Consider the following 24,217-nt stretch of genomic DNA (forward strand, 5'->3'; position numbering starts at 1 on the left):
TGGCTTTAAAATAAAGAAACATATAAGCCTGCCTATATACCGTAAAGGCTATGGCTTGTCTTGCCACAGGGATGCGCTACCATGGCCCTCCCTTTTTTTGTTGCCTGCCACCATGCACTGTCCCTTCTGCGGTGCCAACGACACCAAGGTCATTGACTCGCGTCTGGTCGCCGAGGGCGATCAAGTACGTCGCCGGCGCGAATGCCTGGCCTCTGGCTGCGGTGAACGTTTCACCACCTTCGAAACCGCCGAACTGGTATTGCCACGTCTGATCAAGTCCGACGGCAGCCGCCAGCCTTTCGACGAAGACAAACTGCGCGCCGGTATGCAGCGCGCCCTGGAAAAACGCCCGGTGAGTGTCGAGCGGCTGGAGGCGGCGCTGGTGCATATCAAGCACAAGCTGCGTGCGACCGGCGAGCGCGAGGTCAAGAGCCTGGTGGTTGGAGAGCTGGTGATGGGCGAGCTGCAAAAGCTCGACGAAGTCGCCTATATCCGTTTCGCCTCGGTGTATCGACGCTTCCAGGACCTCAACGAGTTCCGCGAAGAAATCGACCGCCTGGCCCGTGAGCCTGCCAAAAAATGAACCCTCCGTCTGCCGAACAAGCTGTCCTCGACGCCCATTACATGGCCCGCGCCCTCGAATTGGCGCGCAAGGGCGTGTACACCACCCACCCCAACCCGCGTGTGGGCTGCGTGATTGTGCGTGACGGGCAGATTGTCGGCGAAGGCTGGCACGAGCGCACCGGCGAACCGCATGCCGAACCGAATGCCCTGCGCGCCGCCGGTGCCAAGGCGCGTGGTGCCACGGTGTATGTAACCCTGGAGCCGTGCAGCCACCACGGACGCACGCCGCCGTGTGCCGATGCACTGGTGACTGCCGGTGTGGCGCGCGTGGTGGCCGGGATGCAGGACCCGAACCCGGAAGTGGCCGGGCGTGGCATGCAGCGCTTGGCGCAAGCCGGTATCGAAACCCGCAGCGGCGTGTTGGAAAGCGAAGCGCGCGCGCTGAACCCGGGTTTCCTCAAGCGCATGGAGCACGGCCTGCCGTTTGTGCGGGTCAAGCTGGCGATGAGCCTCGACGGCCGCACCGCGATGGCCAGCGGCGAAAGCCAATGGATCACCGGCCCGGCTGCCCGCGCCGCCGTACAGCGCCTACGTGCCGAGGCCAGTGTGGTGCTGACCGGCGCCGACACGGTGCTGGCCGATGGCGCGCGTCTGACGGTACGCGCCGACGAGTTGGGCCTGGACGATGAAACCACCGCACTTGCCATGTCGCGCCCGCCCTTGCGCGTGTTGATCGACGGGCGCCTGCGGGTGCCGCTCAACGCGCCGTTCTTCAAGGCCGGCCCGGCGTTGGTCATCACCTGCGTGACCGCGGAAAACCAGTTCCCCCGTGGCCCCGAATGCCTGGTGGTGCCGGGCGTTGACGGTCAGGTTGACCTGCGCTCGGCCCTGGTGGCCCTGGCCGCCCGTGGCGTCAACGACGTGCTGGTGGAAGCCGGCCCGAGCCTGGCCGGTGCGTTCGCCCAGCAAGGGCTGGTGGACGAGTACGTGATATTCGTCGCCGGCAAGTTCCTCGGCTCCGCCGCCCGGCCTCTGCTGGACTGGCCGCTTGAGAAACTGGCCGATGCCCCCCCACTCAAGATCACTGACATGCGCGCTGTAGGCGACGACTGGCGAGTCACTGCCATCCCTATGCCAGCAGCGAGCGTATAATTCCCGGCCCGCGCTTGAGCGACAGCCCCTCGTTTTCAGGAGAACGAAATGTTCACCGGCATTATCGAATCCATCGGCAGCATCCGTGCAATGACTCCCAAAGGCGGCGACATCCGCCTGCTGGTTGAAACCGGCAAGCTGGACCTGGGCGACGTCAAGCTGGGCGACAGCATCGCCGTCAGCGGCGTGTGCCTGACCGTCATTGAGCTGCCTGGCAACGGCTTTGCCGCCGACGTCAGCCGGGAAACCCTGGACTGCACCGCGATGAACGACCTCAAGGCCGGCAGCCCGGTCAACCTGGAAAAAGCCCTGACCCCGACCACGCGCCTGGGCGGCCACCTGGTCAGCGGCCATGTCGATGGCGTCGGCGAAGTGGTGTCCCGCAGCGAAAACGCGCGGGCCGTGGAATTTCGCATCCGCGCACCCAAAGAGCTGGCCAAGTACATCGCCCACAAAGGCTCGATCACCGTCGACGGCACCAGCCTGACCGTGAACGCCGTGAATGGCGCCGAATTTGAACTGACCATCATTCCCCACACCCTGAGCGAAACCATCATGGCCTCGTACCAGCCAGGTCGCCGGGTGAATCTGGAAGTCGACTTGCTTGCCCGTTACCTGGAGCGCCTGCTGTTGGGCGATAAGGCCGCAGAGCCTACTGCCGGGAACATCACTGAAAGTTTTTTAGCCGCTAACGGCTACCTTAAATCCTGACCAAGGGGGTGCCGCGTGGCGCTCAATAGCATCGAAGAACTGGTTGAAGACATCCGCCAAGGCAAGATGGTCATCCTGATGGATGACGAAGACCGTGAAAACGAAGGCGACATCATCATGGCCGCCGAGGCCTGCAAGGCTGAGCACATCAACTTCATGGCCAAGCACGCGCGTGGACTGATCTGCATGCCTATGAGCCGCGAACGCTGCGAGTTGCTCAAGCTGCCCTTGATGGCGCCGCGCAACGGGTCGGGTTTCGGCACCAAGTTCACCGTATCGATTGAAGCGACCACCGGCGTGACCACCGGTATTTCTGCGGCCGACCGCGCGCGCACCGTGCAAGCCGCCGCCGCCAAAGACGCCAAGGCCGAAGACATCGTCAGCCCCGGCCACATCTTCCCGCTGATGGCCCAGCCGGGTGGCACCCTCGCGCGTGCCGGCCACACCGAAGCCGCCTGCGACCTGGCGCGCATGGCCGGTTTCGAGCCGAGCGGCGTCATCTGCGAAGTGATGAACGACGACGGCACCATGGCCCGTCGCACTGAACTTGAAGCGTTTGCCGCCGAACACAACCTCAAGATCGGCACGATTGCCGACCTGATTCACTACCGCATGATCCATGAACGTACCGTTCAGCGGATTGCCGAGCAGCCACTGGACAGCGAACTGGGCCAATTCAATTTGGTGACCTACCGTGATTCAGTGGAAGGTGACGTGCACATGGCCCTGACGCTGGGGAACATTTGCGCCGAAGAACCGACCCTGGTGCGTGTGCACAACATGGACCCGCTGCGCGACCTGCTGATGGTCAAGCAGCCCGGCCGCTGGAGCCTGCGCGCCGCCATGGCTGCGGTCTCCGAGGCAGGCAGCGGTGTGGTGCTGTTGCTCGGTCACCCGTTGGACGGCGATGTATTGCTGGCGCATATCCGCGAAACCGCCGACCACGTGCCGGTGAAAAAACCGACCACCTACAGCATCGTCGGTGCCGGTTCGCAGATCCTTCGTGACCTGGGCGTACGCAAAATGCGCCTGATGAGCGCGCCAATGAAATTTAATGCGATATCCGGTTTCGACCTGGAAGTTGTAGAATACGTGCCCTCCGAATAAAGGCCGGCGATTTTTGCCCCTTGTTCGCGGTTAAATCATCACTGAGGGACGCACTTTTCGCGTCCCGGCTCTTTAAGAGATTTGTCGAATGACCCTGAAGACCATCGAAGGTACCTTCATCGCCCCCAAAGGCCGCTATGCCCTGGTGGTTGGCCGCTTCAACAGCTTCGTGGTTGAAAGCCTGGTAAGCGGTGCCGTTGACGCCCTGGTTCGCCACGGTGTGAGCGAGAGCGATATCACTCTCATCCGTGCCCCTGGCGCCTTCGAAATTCCACTGGTTGCGCAAAAAGTTGCTCAGCAGGGTGAATACGCGGCGATCATCGCCCTGGGCGCGGTCATTCGTGGCGGCACCCCGCATTTCGAATACGTGGCCGGCGAATGCACCAAGGGCCTGGCCCAAGTGTCCATGGAGTTCGGCGTGCCCGTCGCTTTCGGCGTGCTGACCGTAGATTCCATCGAGCAAGCCATCGAGCGTTCCGGCACCAAGGCCGGTAACAAAGGCGCTGAAGCGGCCCTGTCCGCGCTGGAAATGGTTAGCCTGCTGTCGCAGTTGGAGGCCAAGTGATTTCCGACGAGAGCGATCAGTTCAACCCCCAAGACCCGCGCCCTGCGGATGCCGGCAAGCCGTCCAAAAGCGAGAAGCGCCGTAAAGCGCGTCAACTCGCGACCCAGGCGCTGTACCAGCGTCTGATGGCCGGCGCTTCGCTGAACGAAATCGAAGCGCAGTTCCGCGTCGACAACGACTTCACGTTTGCCGACCAGAGCTACTTCCACGACATCCTGCACGGTGTGCATGCCAACCTGACCGAGATCGACACGGCGCTGGCGCCTTGCCTGGACCTGACGATCGAAGAGCTGGACCCGGTTGAACTGTGCGTAATGCGCCTGTCCACCTGGGAACTGCTCAAGCGCGTTGACGTGCCGTACCGGGTGGTGATCAACGAAGGGATCGAGCTGGCCAAAGTCTACGGTTCGACCGACGGCCACAAGTTCGTCAACGGCGTGCTCGACAAGCTGGCCCCGCGCCTGCGTGAAGCCGAAGTGAAGGAACACAAGCGCTAAGTCGCGCTGACCTTCCCAATGGGTGAGTTCGAGCTGATCCGCAACTACTTCGCCGCCGCGCCCTGTGCGCAGGGCGGCGAAGGCATTGCCCTTGGGATCGGCGACGACTGCGCCTTGCTGGCGCTCCCCGCCGGGGAGCAGCTGGCAATCTCCACCGATACGTTAGTGGCCGGCGTGCATTTTGCCGACCCGTGTGACCCGTTCCTGCTCGGCCAGCGCTCGCTGGCCGTGGCAGTGAGCGACTTGGCCGCCATGGGCGCCCATCCGCTTGCCTTTACCCTTGCCCTGACAACGCCGACGGTCGATGCCGATTGGCTGCAACGCTATGCCCAGGGTTTGAACGCCATGGCGCAAAGCTGCGGCGTGGGCCTGGTGGGCGGCGACACCACGCGCGGGCCGCTGAGCCTGACCCTGACCGTGTTTGGCCGTGTGCCGGCTGGGCAGGCGTTGACGCGCAGCGGTGCGCAACCGGGTGACTTGCTGTGTGTAGGCGGTGAGCTGGGCAATGCTGCCGGTGCGTTGCCGCTGGTACTGGGCCAACGCACGGCAGACGCCGCTGTCGCCGAGCCGCTGCTGGCGCACTACTGGTCGCCACAACCGCAACTGGCGTTGGGCCTGGCGCTGCGGGCAAAGGCCACATCGGCCATGGATATCTCCGACGGGTTGTTGGCCGATTGCGGGCATATCGCCAAGGCGTCGGCTGTCAGCCTGGTGATTGAGCGTCAGCAATTGCCGTTGTCCGCGGCCTTGCTGGCGTTTCTCGGTGATGACCAGGCGCGCGTGGCGGCCCTGAGCGGGGGCGACGACTACGTATTGGCGTTCACGTTGCCGCCGGCCGAGCTGGCGCCGTTGCAGGCTGCTGGTTGGCCGATCCACGTGATCGGTCGGGTCGAGGCGGGGCAGGGCGTCACCTTGCTCGATGCCACTGGGCAAGACATCACACCGGCCGTGCGTGGCTATCAGCATTTTCACGAAACACCGTAAGCCAGCGACCTGCGCTACCCTCTATACGGATATTTCGGTGTGTGGGGTTGTGTCGTTATGGATGTACGCCGTTGGCTGCTGGTGATGCTGTGTGCACTTGCCTCGCTGGTCCAAGCAGATGAAGGCCCGGTCCCCGGCAAGATCACGCTGGCCAGTGAGGAATGGAACGACTACACCAACAAAGATGGCAGCGGCCTGGCCTGGGACGTATTGCGCCAAATCTTCGAGCCCGCCGGCATCACCCTGCAAACCCGCAGCGAGCCCTATACCCGCTCGGTCGGCCTGGCCCAGCGCGGCGAGGTGGATGGCTGGGTCGGTGCCTATCGCGATGAAGCCAGCGGCGTGTTGTACCCGCACTGGAATTTCGACTCGGACCACATCTACGCCCTCGGGCTGGCAACGACGCCGACGCCAAGCCTTGCCACGCTGGGCAATTACCGCCTGGCCTGGGTACGCGGCTACAAGTACGAGGAGTACTTGCCCAACCTGCGTCACTTCAACCAGATCGAACGCCGAGACGGCATCCTGCCGATGCTGCAGCACGGCCGCGCCGACTTCTACATCGACTCGCTCACCGAAGCCAGGTACGTGCTTGGCCAGGCGGACGATCCTTCGCAGTTCAGGCTCACGCCTATCGCCGAGCTGCCGCTTTACATAGGCTTTGCCGACACTGAGCGCGGCCGGGCCTTGATGGCGGTGTATGACCAGCGCATGGAGGCTTTGGTCAAAAGCGGCGAACTGAAGCCGATTTTCGGACACTGGAAGCAGCCTTACCCGTTCTGACCTGCATAGAACCGGGACGAAGGCCAATCGAACCGATTGATCTTTATCAGCGATAATTCAGCTTAAGCGTCTGTAGGAACCTGCTGTTACAATGGCGCCCTCTGTGAAATCTGAAATCAGGAGCACACGGTGCCCGTCGTTTTCGTCGCCGCTTCCAAGCTGCCTACCCCTTTTGCCACGTTCACCATGAACGGCTTTCTCGAAGAGGCCACTGGCCGCGAGCACGTCGTGCTCAGCCTGGGTGACATCGCCGACGGCGCGCCAGTGCTTGGCCGCGTGCACTCCGAGTGCCTGACCGGCGACGCATTGTTCAGCCAACGCTGTGACTGCGGTTCGCAACTGGAAGCCGCCATGCGCGCCATCGCCCGCGAAGGCCGTGGCGTGCTGCTGTACCTGCGCCAGGAAGGCCGTGGCATCGGCCTGATGAACAAGATCCGCGCCTACGAGCTGCAAGACGGCGGCGCCGATACCGTCGAAGCCAACGAACGCTTGGGCTTTGCCGCTGACCAGCGTGACTATGCGATCTGCCTGCCGATGCTCGAGCACCTGGGCGTGAAATCCCTGCGCCTGATGACCAACAACCCGCGCAAGGTCAAAGCCTTGACCGAGATGGGCATCACCGTGGCCGAGCGCGTGCCGCTGCACACCGGGCAAAACCCGCACAACAAACTCTACCTGGCGACCAAAGCCAGCAAGCTCGACCACATGATGGGCAACGAGCACCAGGGCGAGGTCGACCGCGCGTGACCCGTGGCCAGGTGAAACGGCGACTGTCCTTCAACTGGTGGCAGTACCTGGCCCTGGCATTGCTGCCGCTATTCGTTATCAACCTGGTATTTGGCCAGGCCCAGTCCCTGCTTCCCGTATTGGCCATGCCGTTCTTTATTGCCGGCGTGGCCTCGATGTTTTTGAGCCTGCGTTATTTTAACGGCTATAAACACGCGCTGATCGCCACCGCCAAAGCCCTCGATACTGCCGAAGAACCGGCTGCCTGGATCACCCTCGCGGCCCGTCGTCGCACGGCCTTGCTGGTCGCGGCCCTGCCAGCCTGGATCGGCGCGCTGGCGGTGTTTGTCGGCCTGGAAGCGGTGCCGCTGTTTTTGCTGGCGCTGTCCACCCTGGTGCTGTTTTACCTCTACCGCATCCCGCGTCAATTGGGATGATGCGCTACTGGCTGGCGGTGCTGCTGCTGGCATTCAGTGCCCAGGCGCTGGCGGTCCAGCGCGTCGTCAGCCTGGCGCCTTCGCTCTCTGAAATCGTGGTTGAACTGGGCGCTGCCGATTTGCTGGTGGGCGTGCTTGACGGCGGCGAACGCCCGGCGGTGCTGGCCGAAGTGCCGTCGGTTGGGCATTACGGACAACTGAACATGGAACGCCTGCTCAGCCTCAAACCGGACCTGATCCTGTTGTGGCCCGGCAGCGTCGGCCCGGCGCAGCGTGAGCAATTGCAGCGTCTGAATATTCCCGTGTATGTCGCCGAACCCCATAGCCTCGAACAACTGACCACCCAGGTTCAAGCGATCGCCGAGCAATTGGGCCGCGCCGACGCCGGTCGGCAATTAGCCGCGCAGTTGCGTCTGCGCCTGGCCGAACTGCGCCAACGCTATCAGCGTGCCGAGCCGCTGCGGGTGTTTTATCAGGTATGGAACCAGCCGCTGTACACCGTGGGCGGCGGGCAGATCATCAGCGACGCGCTGAGTGTGTGCGGCGCGCGCAATGTGTTCGATGACCTGAAGCTGCCTGCGCCGCAGGTCAGCATCGAGTCGGTGTTGCAGCGCAATCCCGAAGTGATTCTGGCGGGGGATCAGCCGCAGTTGGACGCCTGGAAGGCCTGGCCGCAGGTGACCGCCGTGGCGCAGGGGCGTTTGTTATTGGTGCCGGATAAAGGCCTGGAGCGGCCCAGCGGCCAGATGGTCGAGGCGGTGGCCGAGCTCTGCGCGTTGATTGCCCCACAACGCTAGCGTGCGAGAGGCGTGTTGTCCTACCGATTAATAAGATTCTTCCGTTGAGTGGCTCGGCCAGCAGCGGATTACTCTATGGCCCGCGATGCGTGCCGCATGGCGATTATTCCACTACAGGAGGTGGCCATGCGTCGTTTGATCATCGGTGTTTCTACTGCCCTTTTGCTGACCGGCTGCGCGACGCTGGAAGGTGTCTCAACGTTGATGAATTTCTGGGCTGATCCGCTGGTAGAGAAGGCTGGCCGAGGCGAAAGAACCTCCAAGCAGGACATTCTCGCTATCCAGCAGCCCAAGCGCATCACCCCGATTCGTAGTGGCAGCTCACAGTGTTTTGACTATGAACTGGAAAGCCAAGGCAAAAAAAAGGACTTCTACGTCGGCTTTACCGAGGCCGGCCGTGTTAACGCCTATGGGTTTATAGACTGCGCCGAGGCCATCAAGGCCGGGTATCTGAGTACGAATGAGCCCATGCGCGAGCGTCGTTGAGGCGCCAAGGGGGGCGGCGCACATGACCCTGCCACTGCAATGCTCGTTCCGACAGCGAGCCATTGCCTGAAAGGTCAATCGATAGGTCGGGGCGCCGGGGCGTTGGTTACAGCTTCGGGGTCCAGGTCAGCCCGAGCATCCAGGTCTCTCCCGCTTCGCGGTAGTCCTGATTATTGGAAAAGTCCGAAGCGTTATAGCTGTAGCGGGCGCGGGCGTATTGGCGGTCCAGCAGGTTGTCGACCTTTAGTGAAATACGGATTTCACGGCTCACCGCCCAACTGCTGCGCAACCCCAGCAGTGCGTATCCACCCAGGCGGTTGCGGTTTTTTTCGTCGTCGTAGCTGCTGCTGATGACCTGCCAACTGGCCCCCAGTCCCAACTTGTCAAATTGTCGATCCAGATCCAGGTTCAACGTGCGGCGTGCACGACGGGCCAGGGTGTGGCCCGTGTCACGGTCGCGCGGGTTGATGAAGGCGGCGCCCAGGTTACTCTGCCAACCAAACAGCTCCTGCTTGAGCGCCGCTTCAAACCCATCGACACGCGCCGACGCCACGTTTTGCGGCTTGCCGGTGCTGTCGAGGATGATCGCGTTGCTTAACTGGGTGCGATACAGCGAGGCTTCCAGGCGCGTGCTGTCACTCAGTTGGCTGCGCCATTGCAGCTCGTAGCTCTTTGACGTTTCGGGCTGCAAGTTGGGGTTGCTGTACTTCGTGTCAGGGTAATAAAGGTCGTTGAAGGTCGGCGCGCGAAAGCCTTCGCTGTAGCTCAGCAGCACGTCATTGTCGGGGTTGATCGGCACAGTGAGGGTGCCGCTCCAGCTGTTCTGGCCGCCGAACTGCTGGTTCTGGTCGCGGCGCAGGCCCAGTTCGGTGGAGAACCACTCGCCGTGGAAGCGATGCTGCACAAAGGCGGCCCGGTTCCAGCGGCTGTTTTCGGTGAAGGTGGTTGAACCGTGGAAACGGTCTTCGTACCAGTCGCCGCCGACGATCAAGCTGTTCTGGTCATTCAGCGTCAGGTCGTTTTGCCAGTTGACCGAGTCGCGATAGGTATTGAACACGCTGAAATCATCGCTGAGCGTATCGCGCTTGGTATCGAGGTTCTCGCTGTGGCCCAGTTCCAGGCGCGACTGCCAGTGCGCATTGAGCTTGGCGTCGACATAACCGCTGGCGCTGCTCACGGTGTAATCGGTGTAGGGTTTCTGCCCGACAGTTTGCCCGGAAGCCGCGTCGTAGCGGCCGAAGCTGTTGTCGTACTCTGACTTGCCACGGTTATCCAACAGATTGAAACCAACCTCCAGTTCGTCGCTGAAAGCATGGCTGAGGTTGAGGCTGATGGATTGGTTGCGATAGGCATCATGGTCGCCGTCGCTGGGAAACGACTCACGCGTTGAGTTGATACCCGCCGTGTCATCCAGGCTCGCGCCCAGGTTGAAACGCGTGTGTTCATCACCGCCGGAAAGACCGACGCTGCGCTCCCAGGTCTGGTGGCTGCCAAACCCCAGTTTCAAGCGTGGCTGCAGGCCTTGCTCGGCATTACGCCGAGTGAATATCTGGATCACGCCGCCAATCGCATCACTGCCGTAGATCACCGAGCGCGAGCCGCGCAGCACTTCCACGCGTTCAATCTGATCGACGTTCAGGTATTGCAGCCCGCTGTCGCCGGAGGTGGTGTTGGCGATGCGCTGGCCATCGACCAGCACCAGGCTTTGCGCGGATTTGGTGCCACGAATATAGATGCCCGGCAAACTGCCACGGCCGCCGGTGGGTGCCACTTGTACGCCGGGTACGCGGCTGAGCAGGTCGGTCACGCTGGTGGGTTGCAGGCGGTCGATGTCATCACGGGTGAACACGGTGTTGGCGGCGCTGCTGTCGTTGCGTGCCTGGACCTGGCGGTTGGCGCTGATCACCACGTCGGGGAGTTTCAGTGCGTCATCGCGCTCGAAGCTGTCGGCCAGCAGGTCAGGGGCGGGCAGCAGCAGCAAGGGCAGGGCAAAGCGAAGGCGGTTCATGGGCTGTCCATAGCATTTATCAGCAATACAAAACCAATGTGGGAGCTGGCTTGCCTGCAATGCAGGCACCTCGGTTTGTCAGTAAAACCGAGGTGATGCTATCGCAGGCAAGCCAGCTCCCACATTTTTTGAGCCGGTTTCTACAGGCCTAGCAGTGCCATGCGCGCGCGCACCGACGCTTCGATACCCGCCTCGTCCAGCCCACACTCTGCCAGCATCTGCGCCGGCTTGGCGTGTTCGACGTACACATCCGGCAAGCCCAGGTGCAGCACCGACTTGAGGATGTTCTCCCGCGCCAGGAACTCGCTGACTGCCGCACCCGCGCCGCCCATGATGGCGTTTTCTTCGACGGTCACCAGCAGCTCATGGCTAGCGGCGATGTCGCGTACCAGGGCTTCGTCTAACGGTTTGACGAACCGCATATCGACCACGGTGGCGTCGATCTTCTCGGCGACTTTCAGCGCTTCGGCCAATTGCACGCCGAACACCAGGAACGCCGTCTTGCTGCCCTGGCGTCGCACGATCCCTTTACCGATCTCGATCGGCTCCAGGTCTTTCTCGATCACTGCGTTCGGGCCATTGCCGCGCGGATAACGCACGGCGGCCGGGCCGTTGTACAGGTGGCCGGTGCTGAGCATCTTGCGCAGTTCGTTCTCATCACTCGGCGTCATCACCAGCATGCCGGGGATGCAGCGCAAGTAGGACAAATCGAAACTGCCGGCGTGGGTCGGGCCGTCTTCGCCGACCAGGCCGGCGCGGTCGATGGCAAACAGCACGTCGAGGTTTTGCACCGCCACGTCGTGAACCAGTTGGTCATAACCGCGCTGCAGGAAGGTGGAGTAGATCGCGACCACCGGCTTGGCGCCTTCACAGGCCATGCCGGCGGCGAACGTCACGGCGTGCTGCTCGGCAATCGCCACGTCGAAATAGCGCAGCGGGAAACGCTCGCTGAACGCCACCAGGTCGGAGCCTTCCTTCATCGCCGGAGTGATGCCCACCAGGCGCGAGTCGGCCGCGGCCATGTCGCACAGCCACTCGCCAAACACACCGGAGTACTTGGGCCCGCTGGCCTTTTTCGGCGCGGCGGCGGGGGCGTTGAGCGGTTCGAGTTTGGTGATCGCGTGGTAGCCGATCGGGTCAACTTCGGCCGGGGCGAAGCCTTTGCCTTTCTTGGTGACGATGTGCAGGAACTGCGGGCCCTTGAGGTCACGCATGTTGCGCAGCGTGGCGATCAGGGTTGGCAGGTCATGGCCATCGATGGGGCCGATATAGTTCCAGCCCAGTTCTTCGAACAGGGTGCCGGGCACCAGCATGCCCTTGGCGTATTCTTCGGTGCGGCGGGCAATTTCCCACGCGCCGGGCAGACGCGAGAGCACCTTTTTGCTGCCTTCGCGCATGCTGGCATAAGTGCGGCTGGAAAGAATTTTTGCCAGGTAATTCGACAGGCCACCGACATTGCGCGAAATCGACATGTCGTTGTCGTTGAGGATCACCAACATGTTGGCGTTCACTTCCGGCGCATGGTTCAGGGCTTCGAAGGCCATGCCGGCGGTCAACGCGCCATCACCGATCACCGCGATTGCCTTGCGATCGCTGCCTTGCAGGCGGGCGGCAATGGCCATGCCCAGCGCTGCGCTGATAGAGGTGCTGGAGTGGCCGACGCCAAAGGTGTCGTACTCACTCTCGGCGCGACGCGGGAAGGCGGCCAGGCCGTCCTTCTGGCGCAGGGTGCCCATGCGCTCGCGACGGCCGGTAAGGATTTTATGCGGATACGCCTGGTGGCCCACGTCCCACACCAGCCGGTCGTCCGGGGTGTCGAACACGTAATGCAGGGCGATGGTCAGCTCGATGACGCCCAGGCCGGCACCAAAATGCCCACCGGTCTGACCGACCGTGTAGAGCAATTCCAGGCGCAACTCATCGGCCAGGGTTTCCAGCTCGGCTTCACCCAGTCGACGCAGGCCGTCCGGCGTGGCAGCACGGTCGAGCAGTGGCGTGGACGGGCGTTTGCGGGGAATCTCTTGAAACGTCGTGGGCATCAGGCGAATCGTTATAGGTATAGAAGAGGCGGCAGTTTACCTCAAGCGGTGCAAACTGCCCACGCAGAGCGCCGAACTTGGCCGATATGCGGCTGCAATGGCCGCCATTCTCAGTGGCGGCGTTCGACGATATACCGCGCCAGGTCGCGCAGAGGCTCGGCCGCCGCGTCGAAAGGTCGCAGGGCGTCCAGGGCTTGGTCGCGCAGTTCCAGGGCATACGCCTTGGCCGCTTCAAGGCCAAGCAAGGCTGGATAGGTCGGTTTATCGCGTGCGGCATCCGCGCCTTGGCGTTTGCCCAGGGTCGCGGTGTCACTTTCGACGTCGAGAATGTCGTCCTGCACCTGAAACGCCAGGCCGACGGCCCGGGAATAGGTCTGCAGGGCGGCCAATTGCGCAGCTTCGGCACGGCCACTGGCCAACGCACCCAAGTGCACGGCGGCTTCGATCAGTGCGCCGGTCTTGTGGCGATGCATATGTTCCAGGGCCTGTTGATCCAGCTTGAGGCTGACCGAACCCATGTCGATCGCTTGCCCGCCGACCATACCGGCCGGGCCTGCGGCCAGGGCGAGGGCGGTCACCATGCGCAGGCTGTTTTCTGCATTCACGCTATTTAAACGCGGGTCGAGCAGGGCGCTGAACGCCAGGCTCTGCAGGCCATCGCCGGCCAAGATGGCATAGGCTTCGTCAAAGGCTTTGTGGGTGGTCGGCTGGCCGCGACGTAAATCGTCGTCGTCCATCGCCGGCAAATCGTCATGCACCAGGGAATAGGCGTGAATCAGCTCCACCGCACACGCCGCGCCATTGGCCTGCTCGGCCGGCGCGCCCAGCGCTTCACACGCCGCATACGCCAGCAACGGGCGCACACGCTTGCCGCCATTCATCACGCTGTAGCGCATGGCATCGTAGAGACGTTTCATTTCCGGGCTTGGCGCAACAAACAAGGGCTCGAGCGCCGCGTTGACCCGGGCTTGGCTACTGGCCTGATACGCGTCGATCATTCCGGCTGTTCCGCATCGAAAGGTTCTTCGGCCAACTCCCCGTCACGTTCCAGCAGAACCTGGACCTTCTGCTCCGCCTGCGCCAACGCGCTCTGGCAGTCGCGCGTCAGGCCGATGCCTTGCTCGAACGCCGTCAACGAGTCTTCCAGCGACAACTCGCCGTTCTCCAGACGCTCGACCAGTGTTTGCAGGTCAGCGAGGGATTGTTCGAAATCGAGTGCAACTTTTTTGCGGGCCATGGCGGCTATTCCGGTAGACGGTAAACCGGCGCGACACTAGCAGACATGGGGATTGTGGGCAAATGAGCGGGTGGCTTCAGTCGCTTCAGGCATTGATTTGATAGCGCGTACTACGGCCTCCGCCAGGCAAACGGACCAGGCAGTTTTTTTCCAACAGATCAGTAAGATGCCGGGTTGCGGTGGCCTTGGACACCTTCGCCACTGCCTGGTACTGCGCGGCGTTGATGCCGTGTTCGAAGCCTTTTTCACCGCCGTCGAGCAGGCCGTTGAGTACCTTGATCTGTTCGGCAAATAACGAGAGGTCGCGGTGCTGCTGCCAAAACCGGGTCTTGGCCAGAACTCGGTCAATTCGCGCCATCGCCTGCTCCAGGCTGCGCAGCAAGGTTTTCAGGAACCATTCCAGCCAATCGGTGATATCCAGTGTGGCCTTCTGGCTGGATTCCAATGCGTTGTAGTAACCGGCGCGATCCTCAAGAATGCTGGCTGACATGGCATAAAAACGGATGGCCTGATGCTCGCCTTGTGCCAATGCCAAGTCAGTGATTGCGCGGGTCAGGCGACCATTGCCGTCATCGAACGGATGCAGCGTGACAAACCAGAAGTGCGCGACGCCTGCGCGAACCAACGGGTCCAGCTCTGGCTGGTTGCGGCTGGTTTCGAACCATTCGAGGAAGTCATCCAGCGCTTGCTCCAGTCCCCGGCGCGGTGGCGCCTCGAAATGGACCTTCGGCCGATCCAGTCGCCCCGAGACCACCTGCATGGGCTCATCTCCCCTCAGAGCGCCGACATTGAGCGCGCGCGCGGCAAAGCCCGCTTCCGGGGTCGGGAACAACCAGTGATGCCAGTTCAATAAGCGCGCAAGGGTGAACGGCTGTGCGAATTGTTTGGTGGCGTCCATCATCAATTCGGCGAGGCCTTCACTGCGGCGGCTCACCTGGCCATCTTGCAGTGCCTCCAGGCCCAAGCGGAGCGCCAAAGAGGATCGCACGGAGCCGACATTCAGCTGCTCGCCTTCGATTGCCGAAGATGTCAGGATGTTTTGCAGCAAAGCATCCAGCTCATTCTGCGCACTGACCGCCTGACTAACGGAGCCGAGCATGCCTAGCAGCTTGCCTTGGGCTTGCGTGCACTCGCGCAGCAAGACAGCCAGGCGTCCGGGCTGCCAATGGAAGTGGGGCCAGTCAGTGTGTTGCCAGATCCAGGAAGGAGAATCCATGAAGGCGTGCCTAGGTGCGTGAGCCGAATAAATGGGCTATTCGGCTCATTCAGTGAGCCGATTGTGCATTCTATTCGGCTCATCGTGCTGTTTTCAAACTATTCGAGAGAATCATTAGCCGCTTGCTCCAAGCCTCGGCGTGGATATGCTTCAAAATCTAGAGCTTTGCGCTGGACGCCTTTTTGTGAATACAAAAAGGCGATGGGGGCTGATCTCACTGTCAGGCTCAGCGAAAGCTAGCGTCAATTCTTTGAACTTTTAATTTAATAAAGTGCTCGTTACATTCGGGGTGTTCGTAGTGGATATCTTCATCGCTCAGCGAAGTGAAAGTAAGAAAAGTCTCATTGAGTAGCTCTCCGTAGAGGAAGTAGCAATAACCATAATTCGCCTTTTCAACCAGTATTTTTCTCGGTTCAACCCGTTCAATCTCGTAGTCGTCGGAAAGGTTTAGGGTGAGTTCTATGTCGTAGGTTTCTCCAACTTCGATAGTGTAGGGGCAGTGGCTGACAAAACAGTTTATAGCTGTTCCCTCAATGAGAAATATCACATCATCATTTGCATGCTTATTGAGTGCTATCACTTTTCCTTTTTTATAGTGGTTTGTTATAGGGTCTGATGACTTTTTCAGTAGAGTAATCATTTGTCGTCCTTCAGAAGTCTTTTTGGCATACGGAGGGGGATACGGTCGGTTTTATTTCTCGCCGGTTCTCATATGAACCCTGCGATGGAGGTCCGTGCGATAGCAGTGGTGATGTTTGCCTGGGCGATCAGCGATTCGGTGCTGGAGAGGTGTTTAAAAAACTGGGCGGGTGGAGGTTGGTGCGGTTGGATACGTATTTTCATTTGCCGTTTTGTTCGGTGTCGGGGTTGTTGATGGCCGCGTGAGGGAAAGTTGTTTTTCCAGGGATAAGCCCAACTAACGCAATCATGGTCGTCCATGTAGATCAAAAATCCAAAGCTCATGTCCGTCACCCAGAATGGGTATCCAGTGGTATCAGATAAAATACGCTCAAGTTGTTGGGGAGAGGCGATTTCCCATGCTCTATAGGACGTGTCGAACACAACGAAAATCAACTGATCACTTTGAATGTGCTTTGATACCTCTTGCCAGAAATCAGGGTTGTACTCCGTGCGGTTAACCCGTAACTGAGTTGGATAAGATGGTTGGCACTCTCGCAGAAAAACACGTTGCCAAGAGATGCGATTAATATATCTAAGTCTTCGGGGGCAAGTTTTCTACTCTGAATACCTAAGTTTTCTAAGCTTTCGTCGATCTCTGCTTCTAGGTAACTCATTGTGCAATACCAGCCCTGGAGCGGTTGACGGGGGTTAGGTTCAGCAAGATATGGCCTCTTTTAGCACCTCCGTTACCGCGCTTTCCGGCAGTCTGTAGCCAATATGAGGTGAGCGTGGGCCGTTGATACTCGGGACCGGCAAAGGGTTATCTATATGTTGTCGACAGTTTTGCTGATGCGCCGACCAAATGGGTCATAGCGGTTGCTGGCTGTTTGCCCGTTGGGTTGGGTGATGCTAATTAGCCGGTGCTGACAGTCGTAGCGATATTCGGTGACGAGTTGATTGGGGCGCCGGGTTCACTCATTTTTTGAGGGTGAACCTTGGTATCTGGTGAGTAGGTTTGTTGTGATGAGCAGGCTTATTGTGGCGAGCAGGCTTGCCCTGGGTTGGGCTGCGCCGCAGCCTCAAAACTGGCGATGGGGGTTTGGCTTGGGAAACGCGTAGGGTTTATTGGGGCTGCTTCGCAGCCCAACGCGAGCAAGCTTGCCAACAACGTTACGGTTTATGCGTTTGCTTCTAAGTTGTAACGTATAAGGCACTCAAGCAATACTTTCATGAACTGTCTTCTATCAATGATTTCGTCATTGAAGTAAGTGTCGAAAAGGTAAAAAACAGCTTCGAATGTTTCCTCAGTATTTAGAAAGTATTCTAGGGTCTGGATGTGTCGCTGTCTTTCTTCATATTTATATCTGATAAATTCTGGTCTGGTCAGCTTGTCAAACAGGTCTTTAAGCTCTTTCGAGTTGTTAACATCTGTGAAAGCAATAAGCTCCTCTCTGTCAGGGTTTCTTGCATTTTCGATGCAATATGTAAAAAGCAGACCTTGGATTGTTGAAAGGCTTGGTTTAATTTTCATTCGAAATCCGTAAAGGCTGTTATGGGGTTTCCGTCTTCATTCAAAAAAACTCTGACTTTTTTCTGTTTTCCATATTCGTAGCCGTCCCGTTTGTATCCTTCTCCGATTATCTTTCCCATGTTCATTGGTGCTGTCCGCTGCATGGCTGACCGAATCCAGCGCCCGCGCATACCAGGCGCCCATCTGCTGGCGATACTCATCCAGGCTCTGATGGAAGCCATTGAGCTCATGTTCGATAAAGGCAATATGGGCGGCGTGGGTCATCCGTGACGTCTCGGCAAAAGGGCAAGGCGTCGGAGCATGCCGCAGGAAAAAGCGCCTGGATGAACGGCTGGAAAAATCAGAAAGGGACTGCGCAGAGAGCGAAAAAGTCGGTGTCAACTCAAGGCTGACGGCTACCTCAACTAGCGAAAATGCTTATTGACGGGCACTGCCCCTGCGCGTCCTTGAGCTGCGCTTCAAACGCCATCAACTCCGCCTGCATCTGCTGCAACCTGGCAATCTGCTCGGCCAGTTCGCGCTTCTTGCTGGCGATGGCCTGGTCTGCACGCTCCCAAGTCAAAACATCGCCCTCGTGCCCGTGCAGAATTCCCTGCAACTCCTTGAGCTTGAACCCCAACTGCTGGGCGCACTTGATCAACGCCAGCAACTCGACACTTTGCGCCGAATAGACCCGATAACGCCCCTCCCGCTGCGGCGCTGGCAACAGGCCTATCGCCTCATAGTGACGAATCGCCTTGATGGTCGTGCCCGACAGTTGCGCGGCTTTGCCGATGTACATGAAAACTCCCTTTTCCCATTAGTCCGCCCGCCTGAGTCAGCCACTTTGCCCGCTGCGCTGGCGTAGAGGCCAACACCGGCCCGAACATCAACGTCTTGGTCGGCTTGATGCCGCAAAACGCCAGTGTGGTGCTGCGCACCTGATGAATGCCGGGCATGCGGTAGAACCAGCGGTAATACCACGGCGGCGTGTCCAGGGTCACCAACACGTGCGCGGTTCGGCCGAGCAGCAGCTTGTCAGGAAACGACTTGCCTTCGCGGTATTTAAAGGCAAAGCCGGGTAGGAAAATACGGTCGATAAACCCTTTCAATAACGCCGGGATGCCACCCCACCAGATCGGAAAAACGAATGCCAGATGGGTGGCCCAGAGGATGTCGGACTGGGCGCTGAGCAAGTCAGGTTCCAATGGTTGGATCTGTGTGTAGCCGTGGTGAAGCACGGGGTCGAAAGTGAGGTCGCCCAAGGGTAGGACGCGTACCTGGTAGCCGGCGATTTTTGCACTGTGGATGTAGGCATCGGCCAAGGCTGAGCAGAAGCTGGTGCCGCAAGGATGGCCGAGGATGACCAGGATGCGCTGGGGCATAGGGTGATGTCCTGAAAAGGGAGCTTTCAGGGTAGGGTGTGCCGTATAGGGGAGAGTCAAGTGCCGGACCATGCCGCGCCTCAAGGCCGCTCAGTTAGGCGAGCGCAATACGCCACGCAGCGACGATCAACTGTGGGAGCGGGCTTGCCCGCGAAGACGTCGGCCCAGCAAACAATGATGTTGACTGAACCAGCGCTTTCGCGGGCAAGCCCGTTCCCACAGGGATTTACGCTTGATTGAACAGCATGGGCTTGGCTGATAAATGCCTACGCAACATCAAGCCGTGTGCTTGCTCCCCGTCTCCATGTCCGTGCTGCCCCAAGGCCGCCAATCGTCGGTGTGCCGTTCACTGCCATGCGGCCCGCTGGAGCTGGTGCCGCCCGCGAGGAATTTCTCCCACAGGTTTTTGCTGTCCGGGTCGCTGTCTTTGTGCAGGTAGGGCGCCAGTCGCGCCAGCGAGCTGCCTTTTTTGTCTTCGGTTTCCTGGAAGTGTTTCCACTCGTCCGACTGATACTCGAACATCGACTTGTCGTCCGGCGTGTCGCGGCCGCCGTACATGTAGGTGGCATAGCGCGCGTATTCGAGCTTGTCGCCCCAGTCGTCCTTGGTCACGCCGGCGTCGGCGAGGTCTTTGAAGAACTTGCCTTGGGAGTCGGTGAGTTTTTGCATTTTGGCATGCTCGACCGCCTCGGCAATCAGGGTGCCTGCGACCCCGAAGATCACACCCGCCACGGCGAAAACCGGACCCGCCACACGCGCGCCGATGGCGAGCCCGCGTATCACCGTCGCGGCAACATCACCGGCCAGTTTGCCTGCCAGGTGAGCACCTTTGGGGGCGAACATCGCGATGGTATTGGCGATCGCCATACCCGTACCGGACGCACCTCCACCCAGCGTGAAGGCAGCGTCAGTTTTTTCCAGTGCGGTCTTGGCGTTTTTCAGTTTGCGCGCGCCGGAAACGATGTCCATCACGCCGCCGGTCAAGTCCAGGCCGGAGCCGCCCATAAACCGCAGGAACGAGCGCCCGGAGGCGATCGCAATTTCGGATTTGGACGCCGGCGTACCTTTGCCGGGGAGGTCCTTGACGCCCATGTGTTCGCCCAGGGTTTTGGCGGCGCTGTCGTACTCCTTCACCTCATCGGCCGACAGATTGCCTACGTCGAGTTTCTTGAGGGTGTCGGAAGCTTCCTTGACGCGGGTGCTGATGGATGCGGCCAGCGCGTCAGATTTTTCTGTGGTTTTCTTGCCCCAGATGTCCGGGAGGTTCTCATCGATCAGGCCGAGCCATTCAGTGGCCTTGATTTTTGCCGGGCCTTTACCGTCTTTGTCCACATCAGGTTCATAGGGTTTGGTGCCACCCAGGGTTTCCACAATGTTCGAACCGAACTTGAGGAAGTCGTTGGTGAAGCTCAAGCCGGCGACCAGGTCTTTCGCGGCGGCGATCTTCTGGTCGTCGGTCATGTTGCCGCCGCCATTGGCGAGCTGCAGCGCGCCGCTGACCAGGTTCATGGTGCCCGCCATGGCACTGAGCCCGCCGGTGGAGCTGGCGGTGTGCAGCACTGTCTTCAGGGAGCCAGCGGCCGCTTCGCGATTGGCGCCCAGGCCCTTCAATTGAGTGTCGACCACCTTGTCGATGGCTTTCGGGTCGCCGCTGGCAGCCGCGAGACGAATGGCCGCTGCGATCTGTTTGTTCTCTGCCGGTGTCAGCCCTTTGATATGGCCGTCGAGGATGTCGATCTCATCCTTCATCTTTTTGTACATGTCGTAGGCTTTGTCGCCCTTGTCCAGGCCACCCAGGGCGGCGTTGATACCGCCCTTGATCATCGTGAACGAGGCCTTCAGCCCACTTTCGGTATTTTCCGGCGAGACCTTGTCGGGGTTTTCCATGTAGGTGTTGAGCTGGTGCGTCATCATGTTCTGGTCGAACGTCTGTTTGCGCGCGGTGTAGCTGTCCGGTTCGAGAATGCGCAGCGACTCGAAATAGCGATCTACGTCCAACTCGGCTATTTCCGATTTCTTCGGATCACCCGAGTCATTCATCGCGATCACATATTCTTCGAAGTTCAAGTTGGCATCACGGGTGCCGTCTTTGAAGAGGGCCGGGAATACTTGTTCGCGCACTTCATTCAACCGATCTTGCGACAAACTACCGACACTTTTCTGTAGTTCTGCGTCGTAGCGGTCCTTAATCCCTTCCTTGCCCATCAACGTGGAAATTTCTTTGGCGAGTTTGTCCTCGTCGACCATCTCTTTGACGTCTTTGCCGTTCAACTGCGTCGGCGTCTTGTCCGTCTCACGGTAAGTGCCGCTGCCCAGGTTGATGCTCTCCGCGTAGCCGTACAGGTCGTAGCCGTTGTCCAGCGCGGCCTGGGCGTCCATCAGCTTGACGATCTTGGCTTCATCCGAGTCTTCGGCCAGCTTGCCGCTCTTGATGTCATCGCGAATGCCCTGCACAAAGTTCTCGGCCGTCTGGCCGCCCACGGTCTTGTCGTTGGGCAACTCCATGTCCATCAGGCCTTCGGCGCCGAAGGTCGGGATGTTGTATTTGTCGCGCAGGGCCTGCACGTCTTCGGGCTCATCAGGCGGCGCGGCCTTGTCGGTGTGCGTCGCGTCTTTGACGTGCATCAGGTCGCCTTTGAGGCTCGAATAGCCGTACTTGCCGAAATCCTGCAAGCGCCCGGCCTCGGTGCCATGGCGGGCTTCCTTGTCTTTGGTGAAACCGTCGATGCTGTCGTTGTCTTTATTCCTGGCGTCGACGCCAGTGAGCAAATGGCCGTTTTCATCGATGCTCACCACATGTTCCAGCACCTGGGTGGCGCGGTACGCGGCGTCGGCGTCGTTCTCGAAATCGCCCACTTGCTTCTTGAGGTTGTCCTTCACGTCACTCTGATTGCCGAGGTTTTTCAGCAGCGGTGTGGCGTCGATAATCTCCTTGGCCGAGCGCGTGTCACCGTCGGGGCGCTTCTGCTGGTCGCCCAAATCCGACTTCACCACCTCGCCGCGCAGGCTGGAATAGCCATACTTGCCGAAATCCTGCAGCCGGCCCGCCTCAGTGCCATGCCGCGCCTCGCCATCTCTGGTGAAGCCGTCGATGCTGTTGTTGCCCACATCCTTGCCATCGGTCAGCTTGCCGTCTTCGTCGATGTATTCGACATGCTCCAGCACCTTGGAGGCGCGATAGGCGGCGTCCGCGTCTTTCTCAAAATCGCCGACCTGCTTTTTAAGGTTGTCCTTCACTCCGCTTTGATTACCGAGCTGGGCGAGCAGCGGCGTGTCATCAATAATTTGCTGGGCCGAGCGGGTATCACCTTCGGGGCGTTTCTGGCCTTTACCCAGCTCGTCCTTGGGTGCTGATGCTTTTTCGACGGATTTTTCCCAGGCAGCGACGGAGCTTTTTTGAGTGACCGCTGCGTCCTTTGGGGTCGTTTCTACCTTCGCTACCATGGTACTTCTCCTGATCTAATTATTACGCCTGCCACTTTTAAAACGCGCAGGGCCGCACAACTTCCCAGGTAACTTACCCGAGGCGGTTTATTGAATAACGAGAGGGCGGCCTTAGTTGGTTGGCCGCTGGGCGTTGCTGCTGTGAAAGATGACGTCACGGAACTTAGCACGGACTATTAGCCCATTCGCAAAGCCTTCACAACAATTCACAACGGCGAGGTTATTTCGGAACATTTATGGAGTAGGGCGGGTATTGGCAAAAGAGCCTGACGTTCAACGCGGGCTTAACGTAGAGCGCGGCAAGCTGGGTGGTGGTGCGCCGCTCCCGCTGAAGAACCGTTCATCAGATTTCAATGCCGGCAGAGACATTCTTAAGCGGAGGGTGCTTTTTGACCGGCGCGACGAACCAGGAAAAATCTCACGCGTGAGCTATTGAGCCTCGCCAACATTGCCTGTAGATTTTCTCACGCGTGAGTTTTTCACAACGAGGTCAGCACCATGAAAAGCAGCTCTCCATCGAGCCCGCCAGCAGGGTCCGATCCTGATTCAGCAAGCCGCAAGGGAGAGCGCTTGAAGTCGCCCGCGAAAAAACCATCGAGCTTTTACATGAAGCAGATGCGCGCGGGCCTGACGGCCGCCGGTTATGTGAAACACGAGACTTGGGTGCTTCCCGAAAACCGAAGCCTGCTCAAGCAAATGGAGAAACAGCTTCGCCAACCGATTCTGGCTGGCTCATTCATGTCGGAGAATTTCATGAGCGCAGGTACTAACTGGAATATCGATCGCCTCTTCACAGCGCTTCAGGCCTTGGATGAAGTGGTTTCCAACGACATTACGCTTTCTCTCGTTCAGGGCGCCGAGTCCAGCATCAAGCTGGAAATGAACGACTTCGGGGGCTTGCCGATTTACATCGCGGTGGTCGGCGAACAGATCATCGTGGACACCGTGCTGGTCGACGTCGAGTCCATCAATGACGTAACGGCATTCAATGACGCGGTGCTGCGCAGCCGCGAAATGTTCCCGCTTTCGTCGATCGGCATCGAGTCCATGCCTAACGGCCAAGTTGTTTACAACATGTTCGGTGCGTTGAGCTCCGACTCCAGCCTGACCAACATCGTGACTGAGGTGAAAACCCTGGTCGACAACGTGCAGCGCGCCAGCGAAGCCTTCGAACGTTTCTTCAATTAAGTATCGGGAGTATCCAATGACTCAGTCCATCTGGAGCAAATTGTTCACCGCGCTGCGTGGCGGTGCCAGCGAAGTCGGCGAATCGATCGTCGACCAACAAGCCCTGCGCATCCTCGACCAGGAAATTCGCGACGCCGACACGGCGCTGGCCAACGCCAAGCGTGAGCTGGTGAGCATCATGGCCAAGCACAAACTGGCGACTGATCGCGTCGGCGAGTACGACGCCAAGATCAAGGACTTGGAGTCCAAGGCCATGGCCGCTATCCAGGCCAATCGTGAAGACCTGGCCATGGAAGTGGCCGAAGCCATTTCGACCCTGACCAACGAACGTGACGTCGAGCAAAAGCAGGCCACCGAGTTCGGCGGCTACGCCGACGGCATGCGCAAAGACATCACCAAAGCCGAAAGCCGGATCAAAAGCCTGCGCCAGCAAGTGGACATGGCCAAGGCGCGCGAAAGCGTACAGAAGGCCCAGGTCAGTGCGTCCATCGCCAGTGGTGGCGCCAACGGCAAGCTGGAAACCGCCGTCGGTACCCTGAATCGCTTGCAGGCCAAACAGCAGCAACGTGCCGCTGAACTGCAAGCTCAGGATGAACTGGCTGAGGCATCCACGGGCACCGACCTGGAGCGCAAGCTGCGCGACGCCGGCATCACGCCGGACACAGGCAGCGCCAATGCGATTCTGGAACGCCTGAAGCAAAAGTCGGCCGAGTAAGCCGCGCCGAAGCAAGAAGGGCAGGCGCTGCCCTTCTTTTTTTAC

At 59.7% G+C, this 24,217-nt stretch carries 25 protein-coding genes and 2 pseudogenes; 14 read left to right on the forward strand and 13 right to left on the reverse strand.

Annotation, left to right across the window (positions count from 1 at the left end):
- Window positions 1–112: 112 nt before the first annotated feature.
- The 12 genes from nrdR (at window position 113) to NTD89_RS17765 (ending at window position 8,809) form a co-directional block, all read left to right on the forward strand.
- Window positions 113–583: a transcriptional regulator NrdR gene (nrdR, locus tag NTD89_RS17710; RefSeq protein ID WP_164487963.1), complete on the forward strand. Its 471-nt coding sequence runs from the start codon at window positions 113–115 to the stop codon at window positions 581–583.
- On the forward strand, window positions 580–1,716 hold the full coding sequence (gene ribD, locus NTD89_RS17715; protein ID WP_145162623.1) for a bifunctional diaminohydroxyphosphoribosylaminopyrimidine deaminase/5-amino-6-(5-phosphoribosylamino)uracil reductase RibD: 1,137 nt from the start codon (window positions 580–582) through the stop codon (window positions 1,714–1,716). The genes nrdR and ribD overlap by 4 nt, the downstream gene beginning before the upstream one ends.
- Window positions 1,717–1,764: 48 nt before the next feature.
- Window positions 1,765–2,427, forward strand: a complete 663-nt coding sequence (locus tag NTD89_RS17720; protein ID WP_145162620.1) for a riboflavin synthase — start codon at window positions 1,765–1,767, stop codon at window positions 2,425–2,427.
- A 15-nt stretch (window positions 2,428–2,442) separates the two neighbouring features.
- Window positions 2,443–3,534: a bifunctional 3,4-dihydroxy-2-butanone-4-phosphate synthase/GTP cyclohydrolase II gene (ribBA, locus tag NTD89_RS17725; protein WP_242201374.1), complete on the forward strand. Its 1,092-nt coding sequence runs from the start codon at window positions 2,443–2,445 to the stop codon at window positions 3,532–3,534.
- Window positions 3,535–3,622: 88 nt separating this feature from the next.
- A complete protein-coding gene (gene ribE / locus NTD89_RS17730) occupies window positions 3,623–4,099 on the forward strand; it encodes a 6,7-dimethyl-8-ribityllumazine synthase (protein WP_003194576.1) in 477 nt (158 codons plus the stop codon).
- A complete protein-coding gene (gene nusB / locus NTD89_RS17735; RefSeq protein ID WP_017135996.1) occupies window positions 4,096–4,596 on the forward strand; it encodes a transcription antitermination factor NusB in 501 nt (166 codons plus the stop codon). Before ribE ends, nusB begins: the two co-directional genes overlap by 4 nt.
- A gap of 18 nt (window positions 4,597–4,614) precedes the next feature.
- The gene (gene thiL / locus NTD89_RS17740) at window positions 4,615–5,580 is read left to right on the forward strand and encodes a thiamine-phosphate kinase (protein ID WP_242201376.1); all 966 of its coding nucleotides are present in this window, start codon (window positions 4,615–4,617) and stop codon (window positions 5,578–5,580) included.
- Window positions 5,581–5,637: 57 nt separating this feature from the next.
- Window positions 5,638–6,363: a substrate-binding periplasmic protein gene (locus NTD89_RS17745; RefSeq protein WP_262208829.1), complete on the forward strand. Its 726-nt coding sequence runs from the start codon at window positions 5,638–5,640 to the stop codon at window positions 6,361–6,363.
- Between the two features lie 129 nt (window positions 6,364–6,492).
- Window positions 6,493–7,110, forward strand: a complete 618-nt coding sequence (ribA, locus tag NTD89_RS17750) for a GTP cyclohydrolase II (RefSeq protein WP_017135999.1) — start codon at window positions 6,493–6,495, stop codon at window positions 7,108–7,110.
- Complete coding sequence (locus tag NTD89_RS17755) at window positions 7,107–7,526, forward strand: MFS transporter (protein ID WP_145162608.1); 420 nt, start codon at window positions 7,107–7,109, stop codon at window positions 7,524–7,526. Before ribA ends, NTD89_RS17755 begins: the two co-directional genes overlap by 4 nt.
- On the forward strand, window positions 7,523–8,323 hold the full coding sequence (locus NTD89_RS17760; RefSeq protein ID WP_262208832.1) for a cobalamin-binding protein: 801 nt from the start codon (window positions 7,523–7,525) through the stop codon (window positions 8,321–8,323). Before NTD89_RS17755 ends, NTD89_RS17760 begins: the two co-directional genes overlap by 4 nt.
- A 126-nt stretch (window positions 8,324–8,449) precedes the next feature.
- A complete protein-coding gene (locus tag NTD89_RS17765) occupies window positions 8,450–8,809 on the forward strand; it encodes a transcriptional regulator (RefSeq protein ID WP_145162603.1) in 360 nt (119 codons plus the stop codon).
- 106 nt (window positions 8,810–8,915) lie between these two features.
- Here the strand turns inward: NTD89_RS17765 and NTD89_RS17770 are convergent, their stop codons facing one another.
- From NTD89_RS17770 to NTD89_RS17830, 13 genes and pseudogenes are all read right to left on the reverse strand, one after another.
- Window positions 8,916–10,817 (reverse strand): TonB-dependent receptor domain-containing protein, encoded by a 1,902-nt coding sequence (locus tag NTD89_RS17770; protein WP_262208834.1) that lies wholly within the window; start codon window positions 10,815–10,817, stop codon window positions 8,916–8,918.
- Window positions 10,818–10,957: 140 nt separating this feature from the next.
- Window positions 10,958–12,856 (reverse strand): 1-deoxy-D-xylulose-5-phosphate synthase, encoded by a 1,899-nt coding sequence (gene dxs / locus NTD89_RS17775; protein ID WP_242201379.1) that lies wholly within the window; start codon window positions 12,854–12,856, stop codon window positions 10,958–10,960.
- A gap of 110 nt (window positions 12,857–12,966) precedes the next feature.
- Window positions 12,967–13,854 (reverse strand): (2E,6E)-farnesyl diphosphate synthase, encoded by an 888-nt coding sequence (gene ispA / locus NTD89_RS17780; protein ID WP_262208835.1) that lies wholly within the window; start codon window positions 13,852–13,854, stop codon window positions 12,967–12,969.
- The gene (locus NTD89_RS17785) at window positions 13,851–14,093 is read right to left on the reverse strand and encodes an exodeoxyribonuclease VII small subunit (protein ID WP_003176346.1); all 243 of its coding nucleotides are present in this window, start codon (window positions 14,091–14,093) and stop codon (window positions 13,851–13,853) included. The genes ispA and NTD89_RS17785 overlap by 4 nt, the downstream gene beginning before the upstream one ends.
- Before the next feature lie 85 nt (window positions 14,094–14,178).
- Window positions 14,179–15,309: a Fic family protein gene (locus tag NTD89_RS17790; RefSeq protein WP_262208836.1), complete on the reverse strand. Its 1,131-nt coding sequence runs from the start codon at window positions 15,307–15,309 to the stop codon at window positions 14,179–14,181.
- 226 nt (window positions 15,310–15,535) lie between these two features.
- Window positions 15,536–15,949, reverse strand: a complete 414-nt coding sequence (locus NTD89_RS17795; protein WP_262208837.1) for a hypothetical protein — start codon at window positions 15,947–15,949, stop codon at window positions 15,536–15,538.
- Between the two features lie 651 nt (window positions 15,950–16,600).
- Window positions 16,601–16,690, reverse strand: a pseudogene (locus tag NTD89_RS29555) (hypothetical protein); the annotation flags it as partial.
- A gap of 70 nt (window positions 16,691–16,760) precedes the next feature.
- A pseudogene (locus NTD89_RS17800) lies at window positions 16,761–16,886 on the reverse strand (RHS repeat domain-containing protein); the annotation flags it as partial.
- A 221-nt stretch (window positions 16,887–17,107) separates the two neighbouring features.
- Complete coding sequence (locus NTD89_RS17810; RefSeq protein ID WP_262208838.1) at window positions 17,108–17,461, reverse strand: hypothetical protein; 354 nt, start codon at window positions 17,459–17,461, stop codon at window positions 17,108–17,110.
- Between the two features lie 36 nt (window positions 17,462–17,497).
- The gene (locus NTD89_RS17815; protein ID WP_262208839.1) at window positions 17,498–17,725 is read right to left on the reverse strand and encodes a hypothetical protein; all 228 of its coding nucleotides are present in this window, start codon (window positions 17,723–17,725) and stop codon (window positions 17,498–17,500) included.
- 136 nt (window positions 17,726–17,861) lie between these two features.
- Window positions 17,862–18,242, reverse strand: coding sequence for a MerR family transcriptional regulator (locus NTD89_RS17820; protein WP_262208841.1), 381 nt, complete (start codon window positions 18,240–18,242; stop codon window positions 17,862–17,864).
- Window positions 18,181–18,825: an NAD(P)H-dependent oxidoreductase gene (locus NTD89_RS17825; RefSeq protein ID WP_262208843.1), complete on the reverse strand. Its 645-nt coding sequence runs from the start codon at window positions 18,823–18,825 to the stop codon at window positions 18,181–18,183. The genes NTD89_RS17820 and NTD89_RS17825 overlap by 62 nt, the downstream gene beginning before the upstream one ends.
- Before the next feature lie 276 nt (window positions 18,826–19,101).
- Window positions 19,102–22,269: a hypothetical protein gene (locus NTD89_RS17830; protein WP_262208844.1), complete on the reverse strand. Its 3,168-nt coding sequence runs from the start codon at window positions 22,267–22,269 to the stop codon at window positions 19,102–19,104.
- 606 nt (window positions 22,270–22,875) lie between these two features.
- Here NTD89_RS17830 and NTD89_RS17835 point away from each other — a divergent pair.
- Window positions 22,876–23,457: a YjfI family protein gene (locus tag NTD89_RS17835; protein WP_145162716.1), complete on the forward strand. Its 582-nt coding sequence runs from the start codon at window positions 22,876–22,878 to the stop codon at window positions 23,455–23,457.
- Window positions 23,458–23,473: 16 nt separating this feature from the next.
- Complete coding sequence (locus tag NTD89_RS17840; protein ID WP_145162567.1) at window positions 23,474–24,172, forward strand: PspA/IM30 family protein; 699 nt, start codon at window positions 23,474–23,476, stop codon at window positions 24,170–24,172.
- Window positions 24,173–24,217: the final 45 nt, after the last annotated feature.

The organism is Pseudomonas sp. 14P_5.3_Bac1, from assembly GCF_025466135.1.
Classification (GTDB): Bacteria; Pseudomonadota; Gammaproteobacteria; order Pseudomonadales; family Pseudomonadaceae; genus Aquipseudomonas.

Excerpts from the sequence above, each read along its gene's own strand:
- NTD89_RS17840 (WP_145162567.1), top strand. The coding sequence starts at position 23,474 with ATGACTCAGTCCATCTGGAGCAAATTGTTCACCGCGCTGCGTGGCGGT.
- NTD89_RS17770 (WP_262208834.1), bottom strand. The coding sequence starts at position 10,817 with ATGAACCGCCTTCGCTTTGCCCTGCCCTTGCTGCTGCTGCCCGCCCCT.
- NTD89_RS17795 (WP_262208837.1), bottom strand. The coding sequence starts at position 15,949 with ATGATTACTCTACTGAAAAAGTCATCAGACCCTATAACAAACCACTAT.
- NTD89_RS17785 (WP_003176346.1), bottom strand. The coding sequence starts at position 14,093 with ATGGCCCGCAAAAAAGTTGCACTCGATTTCGAACAATCCCTCGCTGAC.
- NTD89_RS17820 (WP_262208841.1), bottom strand. The coding sequence starts at position 18,242 with ATGTACATCGGCAAAGCCGCGCAACTGTCGGGCACGACCATCAAGGCG.
- NTD89_RS17745 (WP_262208829.1), top strand. The coding sequence starts at position 5,638 with ATGGATGTACGCCGTTGGCTGCTGGTGATGCTGTGTGCACTTGCCTCG.
- NTD89_RS17760 (WP_262208832.1), top strand. The coding sequence starts at position 7,523 with ATGATGCGCTACTGGCTGGCGGTGCTGCTGCTGGCATTCAGTGCCCAG.
- dxs (WP_242201379.1), bottom strand. The coding sequence starts at position 12,856 with ATGCCCACGACGTTTCAAGAGATTCCCCGCAAACGCCCGTCCACGCCA.
- NTD89_RS17720 (WP_145162620.1), top strand. The coding sequence starts at position 1,765 with ATGTTCACCGGCATTATCGAATCCATCGGCAGCATCCGTGCAATGACT.
- ribE (WP_003194576.1), top strand. The coding sequence starts at position 3,623 with ATGACCCTGAAGACCATCGAAGGTACCTTCATCGCCCCCAAAGGCCGC.
- nrdR (WP_164487963.1), top strand. The coding sequence starts at position 113 with ATGCACTGTCCCTTCTGCGGTGCCAACGACACCAAGGTCATTGACTCG.
- NTD89_RS17830 (WP_262208844.1), bottom strand. The coding sequence starts at position 22,269 with ATGGTAGCGAAGGTAGAAACGACCCCAAAGGACGCAGCGGTCACTCAA.
- thiL (WP_242201376.1), top strand. The coding sequence starts at position 4,615 with ATGGGTGAGTTCGAGCTGATCCGCAACTACTTCGCCGCCGCGCCCTGT.
- NTD89_RS17825 (WP_262208843.1), bottom strand. The coding sequence starts at position 18,825 with ATGCCCCAGCGCATCCTGGTCATCCTCGGCCATCCTTGCGGCACCAGC.
- NTD89_RS17810 (WP_262208838.1), bottom strand. The coding sequence starts at position 17,461 with ATGAAAATTAAACCAAGCCTTTCAACAATCCAAGGTCTGCTTTTTACA.
- NTD89_RS17815 (WP_262208839.1), bottom strand. The coding sequence starts at position 17,725 with ATGACCCACGCCGCCCATATTGCCTTTATCGAACATGAGCTCAATGGC.
- ribD (WP_145162623.1), top strand. The coding sequence starts at position 580 with ATGAACCCTCCGTCTGCCGAACAAGCTGTCCTCGACGCCCATTACATG.
- NTD89_RS17835 (WP_145162716.1), top strand. The coding sequence starts at position 22,876 with ATGAAGCAGATGCGCGCGGGCCTGACGGCCGCCGGTTATGTGAAACAC.
- ispA (WP_262208835.1), bottom strand. The coding sequence starts at position 13,854 with ATGATCGACGCGTATCAGGCCAGTAGCCAAGCCCGGGTCAACGCGGCG.
- NTD89_RS17790 (WP_262208836.1), bottom strand. The coding sequence starts at position 15,309 with ATGGATTCTCCTTCCTGGATCTGGCAACACACTGACTGGCCCCACTTC.
- NTD89_RS17765 (WP_145162603.1), top strand. The coding sequence starts at position 8,450 with ATGCGTCGTTTGATCATCGGTGTTTCTACTGCCCTTTTGCTGACCGGC.